Source organism: Vibrio sp. B7, assembly GCF_963888765.1.
GTDB lineage: Bacteria > Pseudomonadota > Gammaproteobacteria > Enterobacterales > Vibrionaceae > Vibrio > Vibrio anguillarum.
Genome location: NZ_CAWPKR010000018.1, coordinates 1 through 8,106 on the forward strand (window position 1 = coordinate 1; position 8,106 = coordinate 8,106).

The window sequence follows — 8,106 nt, forward strand, 5'->3', positions numbered from 1 at the left end:
ACATTATTTCGTCTTACCGATTTGACCTACTGATTGGCTGGCTAATTGGGCTTGAACCCTTACTGGCTGTGCCGTGTCAGTGAGGCGGCATTATAGGGAGAACGAAGATGAGTGCAAGCGGTTTTTAGAAAAAAGTACCTTCTGATAGCTCAAGTGAACAAAAAGACACCAAAGCGTTAAATATCGATTAATTAGCGACCTATTTCCCCCTCTAAATCTCCTTGCTATCACCAGAGCATTGAGGTGACACACTTCATATTGCGTGCTTTTCTTCGTCAATGAAAGCTCGCACTGAGGCAGTACAAAGAAGCATATTACTCATCACTATCGAAGAAATAAGAGATTCTAGAGCGTGGGTTAAGATAGTCTCGGATTTTATCCGGAAGTTTATGCGGAAGAATGGCATTAACAATTTTTAAATCTCGATCAGCTAAATCAATAATGGGCGCTTGGGTTCGCGGAACCGAAGGGTCGTAAATCAATACATTAGGATAGAGTAAGTGGCTAGCGTTTACGGAGATGACTAACCCAACCATATTGTTAGAAAGCTGAACAACGGTTCCTGGAGGGAAAACGCCCATAAATTTAACCAATACGTTTAAGTTTTCGTTACTATATAAGTGATTACAATGCTTATACATATAGGAAAGTGCAATATAAGGAATCTTCTGCTCTGCAACGATATTGGGATGACACAAATTATCAAATACATTCGCGACCGTAATGACCTGTGAAAGCTCATCAATAGCCGCTTCCTTTAAACCAAGCGGATACCCACTGCCGTCATTAAGTTCATGATGCTGTTCTATTACTCTCTTTGCACTTTCTGGAAAGCTATCGATATGACTCGCAATATCCAAACCATACTTAGTATGTAATTTGAGATAATTTTGTTCGGGCTCTGTCAGTGTTGTTTTCTTTCTAACAATCGCGGTGGGAACCTTAATTTTGCCTATATCATGAAACAGCGCAGCAAAAGCAAGTTCTTTGATTTTTTGAGCATCATACCCTTTCGCTTTTCCTATCATCATTGCAATGACCGAAACGTTGAGTGAATGAAAGTAGATGTCTTCAAACTCACTTTTGCCATTCATTAAATGCAGCGTAACGCTATCTTCACTCAGTAGCTTATCGACGATATCTTCAACCAAAATTGAAGCTTCATCTATCGCATCCTCTGGCCGATTGCGTATCTTGTTCATTACCGCACGCATACGGGATAGAGAACGCTCAAACTCTTTTTCACAGTTTAGAACTCGCCTACGATATGCGTTCAACTTTTCAATCCGTTTCTGCTTCTCTTCCCACAATTTTTCAGCCTCACTCTCCATCTCTGAAGATTCTTCTATGGCTTCCGGCTGCGTATTGACAGGTAAGGGTTGAGTATCGCTTTGCGCAGGATTGATATAAACATGTTGAATCCCCAAGTGTTTTATCAATTGAATCTGTTCTTGGGATTTAATCTTGAAGCTATTAAAAAGAAAGGGGTGTTCGTTCCACTTTACGGGCAACTTAATGTGCAGGCCAGGCTGCAATCTATCTACTGTGATTTTTATGCTTGCCACAATTTATATAACACCTTAAGTACTAAGTAGTTAATGAGTTTAAAAGAAGCCACTCAAAAGTTCATCAACTACATATTAGTAGTGTTGATATAAATGTGTATGGCTAGAAGCGAGAAATGTGCGCTGTTCAATATAGAAGTATGTGAAGGCTATCAAAAGAGTCCCATTTACCTAAGATAGTGGACTATTATTTCGAGGACAAAAACAACAAAGCCCCGACTTTCGTCGAGGCTTTGTTGTTTAAATTATGGTACCGGTGGGCGGACTTGAACCGCCACTCCCGAAGGAAACGGATTTTGAATCCGTCGTGTCTACCAATTTCACCACACCGGCATCTTGGGCATTGCCCTTTGATGGTTGGCATTATACGTAAGAAAGTTATTGGCGCAATAACAAAATATTGAAATACAAATCGTTTGCCGATATTTTCGCCACAAACCTTCAAGCTGTGCGTCTCTTCTCTTTTCAGATCCTCTTCGAGGCTATATGCTGCTGCAATTTCGCGAATACAAAAGATGTTTAGATATGATGAGTAACTCTATTTCTCTACCGCCTGCCGGATTACTACGCCGATTTGGTGCGCTCATTTACGATGCATTAATCATCATTGCTCTTGAGATGATGGCTGCTGGTGTTGTCGTTGCTATATTAGAAGCTCTCGTTGCGTTGAATGTGATGAGCTATGGCTCGTATGCAGATGTCAGCGACCTTCTCACTCGTCATACCATTTGGAGCTATGTTTACACATTTTACCTTGCCGCTGTCTGGGTCTACTTCTTCGTCTTTTTCTGGACAAGAGCAGGCCAGACATTAGGGATGCGTGCTTGGCGACTTTTGATAATTAACGAACAAGATGGAAATTCAATCAGCGCCACGCAAGCTTTAATACGTTTGTTCACCTCAGGCTTTGGCTTGGCAAACCTCACCGTACCCTTTGATCAGCAAAAAAGAGGGTTCCAAGATATTTGGGCCAAAACTAAAGTAGTGGTACTTCCTAAAGTTAATTGAGCCGGAATAACAAAAAGGAAGGTTTGCCCTAATGCCGTTCACTTAAGGTGAGCGGCATTGTATTTTCTAGGGTATCGGCTTGGCTTTTTCTTCACGACTCTAGGGAAGGCTCTTTCTCGCCTTGGCTCAAGTATTAAGCTCCCACTCATTGCATAGAAGTTTTGGAGTTGCCTCGGTATGGCTCCCGGTGACGAGTAGGGAAGCCCCACTATTAGGCGCATGATGTGGGCTAACGCTCCATTGAAGCTAAGTTGGTATGGCAAGTAGTCTCCATTCAACGTATTACACATCTGCACCATTTGATATCTGACTAAGTTGTATGTCAGTAGTATTCCCCAGAGCTCTTGTCTCACGAGCTCTGGGAGTCGGCTTCGCAGTGTAAGGCGGTTACCAAGCATGTATTGTTTTTGCTCTCGGTACCCCAGTTCAATTTCCCAACGGTATTCATATAAACCGACTATATCTGATTTGGGATAAAGCATAGGGTCAACCATTGAGGTGAGAACATCGTATTGCTTCCCCTCTTTGACTCTCGTGATTAAACGTACCACAACCTCTTCTTCTAGCTCTGGCCATTTCTTACGCGCTTGCGGATTACTCTTTAGTTTTATCAGTTTATCTTGTCGGCCAAAAGAATGAACAACTTCATAAATCAGCCCTTTTTTCATCGGGATAAGCCAATGGCGATTGATGCCGTGCGAGCTCCATGCTTGAAGTAAACCTAGGGAGTAAAAGCCTTTGTCGAAGAGCGTTAAGCTGTTATCGGGGGTCGTTTCGATAAGCTGCTCTGCCAGCTTCATTTCATTGACGGTATAACAGTCAAAAGCACTGCCTGTGATTAAATGGCTGCTCAGCTCCATCTGACAGACCATGCGCACCTGTGGATACTGTGTTTCTTTACCATCCCGATTAGTGGGCTTAGCAAACGCTTCAGCATTGTTTTTCGAGTCTTCTGTTCGCCATAAAACCCCATCAACACCCAGTAACGTAAGTCCGTTCCAGTTTGGTAAGTTAGCCTGTTTGAACCAATGACTTTGCGTACAGTCAAAGAGCGCTTTAGCGGCTGACTCACCAAGGTTTTTTCTTCGCTGTGTTAATGCACTTGGAGCAACAAATGGCTTACCTGTGCGGTCAACAATATCGAGCATGTTTACAATGTCAGCCATGGATTTATCATTATAGATAGCCATGCCAACCAGTAACCATGCCATCGACTCTAAAGTGAGCTTTCGTTTTCTTAGAGTAACGGTATCAGTAAGCTCATAAGCACTATTGATGAGCTCAATGGGCAAGAGGTCTGCGAGTGTTTCAACTTGATTGGGTTTATAACTGTTGATGATATCGAGGGCTTGAGAGACGTGCATAAAAAAATCCGATAAACAAGGTCTATCGGATTTTTACATAAAGGTAGGATCATTCAACTGATCTGCCGATTAAAGTCTTAACTGATCGGCATTAGGAAGGTTTGCCCTTCCTTTTTGTTGATAGTTCTTACCTGTCATTTTTAGAGTTTTCGTCTTAACAACATTACGGCAACGCTGAGAAACACCAAACTTGGTGCGACGGCACCAAACACTGGTGGGATACCATAAACAAGACTCAGTGGGCCGAAAAACTCACTGGAAATATAAAATGTAAAGCCTGCAATCACGCCTGACAAAATCCTTGCGCCCATAGTAACGCTGCGCAATGGCCCAAAAATAAACGACAGTGCCATTAGCATCATCACAGCAATAGAAAAAGGTTGAGTAATTTTACGCCACAACGCCAGATCGTACCGTGAAGCATCTTGCTCCGACGTTTTTAAATAGCTGACATAATCATACAAGCCACTCAGTGACAACTCTTCAGGCTTGACCGTGACAACCGCCAGTTTGTCTGGAGCTAATGAGGTCGTCCAAAGGTATTCAGGTAATGTTTGCTTTGTTATCAATACATCATCGCGCATGTCGGTGATTTGAACATTTTTCATTACCCATTGATTGTCTTTATCGTAATCCACCTCTTCGGCAAAAAGGATGTTTTGCAAACTCTTATTGTTATCAAAGCGCCACATATTTAAGCCATAGAGTTTGTTGTCATCAATTTTACCAATAAAGATAAAATCATTCACATCGCGCGCCCACACACCGCTGCGCACTGAAACAATACTACCGCCAGAGAGAGAAAAAGCTCGCAGATCTCGCGCCATCTTCTGCGCTTGGGGTGCTCCCCATTGGCCAAGTAAGGTGACAATGATCATTAATGGCACTGCGGTTTTTAATACCGACATACCGATATTAAGCTTAGAAAACCCCGCAGCTTGCATGACAACGAGCTCAGAACTTGATGCCAACATACCTAACCCAATCAACGCACCGAGTAAGGCGGCCATAGGAAAAAACATCTCGATATCACGAGGAATGCTCAACACCACAAACAGTAAAGCTTGCAGTAAATCGTAGCTTCCTTCCCCGACTTTTCTCAATTGCTCAACATATTTGATAATGCCGGACAAACCAACAAAGGTCGCCAGCACTAGCGAGGTTGTCGCAACAATAGTACGGCCGACGTATAAATCTAAAATCTTAAACACGCGTTATGCTGCCTTCTTTAGTCTTAGTTTATCTTTGAAGCGCCGCACTGGCACACTGTCCATGATATTCACTGAAATCGCCGCCAAAAGTAACGCAGCATTGATTGGCCACATACCGATCACCGTAGCAAGTGAGCCATCCTCAATGGCGGACTTGGTTGCGCTGATGGCCATAAAATAGGCCAAATAAATTAAGATTGCAGGTCCCATTTTCGCAAAGCGTCCTTGCCGAGGGTTAACCGCCGACAAAGGGACCACCAGCATGGTGAGTAACGGAATACAAATCACCAGAGAAATTCGCCATTGCAACTCAGCTTTCGCTCTTCGATCCGGGTTGGAAAGCAGATTGGATGTCGGTAACGCCTCCCAATCGCGTCCTTTGGGTTTAACTTCACGCTGGCCAATTAAACCTTCGTATTCGTCAAATTTTGTGATCATATAATCAACGCGTGTTGGCACGCCTTCATAGCGAATCCCGTCATACATGGTGATCATCTGACGGCCATCACTGAGCTCTTTAACATCACCAGAATTAGAGAACATCACACTCGGGAGTATCGAATCCTTTGGTGCAAGCTGCGCAACAAACACATTATGCAGTTTTTTGTTTTCAATATTTTCGATGAAAACCACCGAGGAACCATCCGGTGTGCGTTGAAATTGTCCTTTCTGTAGCAAATCAACGCTATTTTCTGCTGCAAGCTGCTCCATTAATTGTGCTTCTTTATCTTGGCTCCAAGGCGCCAACCAGAATGCGTTAAATGCTGCAGCACCTGAAGTGATCAAAGCCAAATAGAGTGCAGCACGGATCAAAAATTTATTGCCGATGCCAGTGGCATTCATCACCGTAATTTCGCTTTCTGCGTACAAACGCCCAAAAGTCAGTAAGATGCCGATATACAAACTCAAAGGCAGCATTAATAACCCCATTGCGGGCATATTTAAACTTACAATAGATAAGATCATTCGTGCTGGAATGTCACCATCGGAAGCTTCAGCCAAAACGCGAATAAATCGTTGGCTAAGAAACACGAGAAACAGTACGAAAAAGATCGCAAATTGGCTCTTGAGTGTCTCGCGGATCAAATATCTAACAATAATCACGCTGAAATTACCTATACAAAACTTGTTTTTTTGATTGAATCACTATAATTTCCCGTTGAACCTTTTATTTTTAAAATTTTCACTAACTGTTGGGCGTTCAATTAAAAGTAGATCCAAACTCGGATTCAACCACTAAGAGCGCATTATCTAACATTTAGTTCTATTTGTCTTCAGGATGTAGGAGTACGCATGGAGTTCAGTGTAAAAAGTGGCAGTCCAGAGAAACAACGTAGCGCATGTATCGTTGTTGGAGTGTTCGAACCACGCCGCCTTTCTCCAGTAGCAGAGCAGCTTGATAAAATCAGCGACGGCTATATTAGTTCACTACTTCGCCGTGGTGATCTCGAGGGTAAACCCGGCCAGATGCTACTGCTGCATCAAGTCCCTGGTGTTCTGTCTGAACGCGTTTTACTGGTAGGTTGTGGTAAAGAGCGCGAATTAGGCGAACGTCAGTACAAAGAAATCATTCAAAAAACCATCAGCACACTGAACGAAACGGGTTCAATGGAAGCCGTATGTTTTCTGACTGAACTACACGTTAAAGGCCGCGATACTTATTGGAAAGTACGCCAAGCGGTTGAAGCAACGAAAGATGGTCTGTACACCTTTGATCAATTCAAGAGCGTGAAACCTGAGACTCGCCGCCCACTGCGCAAACTTGTCTTTAACGTACCGACTCGCCGTGAGCTTAACTTAGGTGAGCGCGCGATTACACACGGCCTTGCGATTGCATCCGGTGTGAAAGCGTCGAAAGATCTCGGCAATATGCCACCCAACATTGCCAACCCAGCTTATCTTGCATCTCAAGCGCGCCGCTTAGCGGACGACTACGAGAGCGTCACCACCAAAATCATTGGTGAAGAAGAAATGGAAAAGTTGGGCATGACCTCTTATCTCGCCGTCGGTCGTGGCTCAAAAAATGAGTCGATGATGTCGGTCATTGAGTACAAAGGCAACCCAGATCCAGATGCAAAACCCATTGTGTTGGTGGGTAAAGGCCTAACGTTTGATTCCGGCGGTATTTCATTAAAACCAGGCGAAGGCATGGATGAAATGAAGTATGACATGTGCGGTGCGGCGTCAGTCTTTGGCGCAATGAAAGCATTGGCTAAATTGAAATTGCCATTAAATGTCGTGGGTATCTTAGCCGGCTGTGAAAACATGCCAGGCAGCAATGCCTATCGCCCTGGTGACATTCTCACGACTATGTCTGGCCAAACGGTTGAAGTACTCAATACCGATGCCGAAGGTCGCTTAGTTCTATGTGATGCACTCACGTACGTTGAGCGTTTTGAACCCGATTGCGTGGTAGATGTGGCGACACTAACTGGCGCTTGTGTGATTGCATTAGGTCACCACATCAGTGGCGTGGTTTCAAACCACAACCCATTGGCGCATGAATTGGTTAATGCTTCAGAACAAGCAAGCGATCGCGCATGGCGTCTACCAATGGCCGACGAGTACCATGAGCAGCTAAAGAGCCCATTTGCTGATATGGCAAACATCGGTGGTCGCCCTGGTGGTACGATTACCGCAGGCTGCTTCTTATCTAAATTTGCTAAGAAATATAACTGGGCGCATTTGGATATTGCTGGCACGGCATGGAAGTCAGGTGCAGCAAAAGGATCAACAGGTCGTCCCGTCTCATTGCTCGTCCAGTTCTTATTGAACCGCAGCGGCCAAGAGTCTGAGGAATAACCTCAAAATGTGAAAAGGGCCGCAAGGCCTAATGCCGTTCACTTAAGAGTGAACGGCATTTTTGTTCTTAGCATACCGTTGTGGTCTAGGCTTAACTGTTCTAGGGAATGTTCTTTCCCTTCGCCCTTCAAGTATTAAGCTTTCAGCCATGTTGTG

The 8,106-nt window shown here is 44.0% G+C and carries 6 protein-coding genes and 1 tRNA gene; 2 read left to right on the forward strand and 5 right to left on the reverse strand.

The window, feature by feature from the left end; translation table 11 throughout:
- Window positions 1-314: 314 nt before the first annotated feature.
- Together AACV32_RS07925 and AACV32_RS07930 are read right to left on the reverse strand one after the other, a co-directional pair.
- Entirely contained in the window at window positions 315-1,565 is a 1,251-nt protein-coding gene (locus AACV32_RS07925) for an HD-GYP domain-containing protein (protein ID WP_017045406.1), read from the reverse strand.
- A 248-nt stretch (window positions 1,566-1,813) separates the two neighbouring features.
- Window positions 1,814-1,898 (reverse strand) — tRNA-Leu (locus AACV32_RS07930).
- 153 nt (window positions 1,899-2,051) lie between these two features.
- Here AACV32_RS07930 and AACV32_RS07935 point away from each other — a divergent pair.
- A complete protein-coding gene (locus AACV32_RS07935; protein WP_373568414.1) occupies window positions 2,052-2,573 on the forward strand; it encodes an RDD family protein in 522 nt (173 codons plus the stop codon).
- Between the two features lie 38 nt (window positions 2,574-2,611).
- Here AACV32_RS07935 and AACV32_RS07940 read toward each other — a convergent pair whose 3' ends face one another.
- The 3 genes from AACV32_RS07940 to lptF all read right to left on the reverse strand — a co-directional run bounded on the left by AACV32_RS07940 (window position 2,612) and on the right by lptF (window position 6,252).
- Window positions 2,612-3,937: an IS4 family transposase gene (locus tag AACV32_RS07940; protein ID WP_017049111.1), complete on the reverse strand. Its 1,326-nt coding sequence runs from the start codon at window positions 3,935-3,937 to the stop codon at window positions 2,612-2,614.
- Window positions 3,938-4,077: 140 nt separating this feature from the next.
- Window positions 4,078-5,148, reverse strand: a complete 1,071-nt coding sequence (gene lptG / locus AACV32_RS07945; RefSeq protein WP_017049807.1) for an LPS export ABC transporter permease LptG — start codon at window positions 5,146-5,148, stop codon at window positions 4,078-4,080.
- A gap of 3 nt (window positions 5,149-5,151) precedes the next feature.
- Window positions 5,152-6,252, reverse strand: a complete 1,101-nt coding sequence (gene lptF, locus AACV32_RS07950; protein ID WP_013855997.1) for an LPS export ABC transporter permease LptF — start codon at window positions 6,250-6,252, stop codon at window positions 5,152-5,154.
- Between the two features lie 189 nt (window positions 6,253-6,441).
- Between lptF and pepA the strand changes: the two genes are divergently transcribed.
- On the forward strand, window positions 6,442-7,950 hold the full coding sequence (gene pepA, locus AACV32_RS07955; protein ID WP_010318842.1) for a leucyl aminopeptidase: 1,509 nt from the start codon (window positions 6,442-6,444) through the stop codon (window positions 7,948-7,950).
- Window positions 7,951-8,106: the final 156 nt, after the last annotated feature.